The 463-nt window shown below is 71.5% G+C and carries 1 pseudogene; it reads right to left on the bottom strand.

Features of this window, described 5'->3' with window-relative positions:
* Positions 1-463 (bottom strand): annotated as a pseudogene (locus ACL02U_RS32965) (LamG domain protein jellyroll fold domain protein); the annotation flags it as partial.

Here is a 463-nt window from a genome sequence, read left to right as displayed (position 1 = left end):
ACCCCTGCGGCACCGTCTTCAGCATCCCGCTGTCGTCCGGCACCACCGCGGTACCGGTCAGCTTGTACCAGAACCCCCAGGCGGACCCGTCCGCCGTACGCTGCCCCAGCACCTGCCCGGTGTAACCCACACCCTTCGCGGCCAGCGCGTCCCCGTCCAAAGACGCCAGCGTCGTCACCGTGAACGACCCCGTGTCGTCGACCACCGGCCCCGCAGCCGTCGCCGCACCGTCCACACCGTCCAGCGCGATCGCCTCACCGTCCAGCGACGCACCGCCCTCCAACGACAGCGCCCGACCGTAACCGGACGTACCGTCGGCGACCGTGCCGCCACTACCCTGCGCCGGATCCCAGTCCGCCACCAACTCGACACCGTTGTGCGCGGTGTTCGTCGCCAACCGGGCCTCGTCGGCGACCTCCGCGTCCGTCAGCGCCCGCTGCCAGACCGCCACCTCGTCGATGGA

It is taken from the genome of Streptomyces sp. MS06, from assembly GCF_047200655.1.
GTDB lineage: Bacteria > Actinomycetota > Actinomycetes > Streptomycetales > Streptomycetaceae > Streptomyces.
The sequence above is the reverse complement of the archived record's forward strand: the minus strand, read 5'-3'. Positions and strand labels throughout refer to the sequence as shown.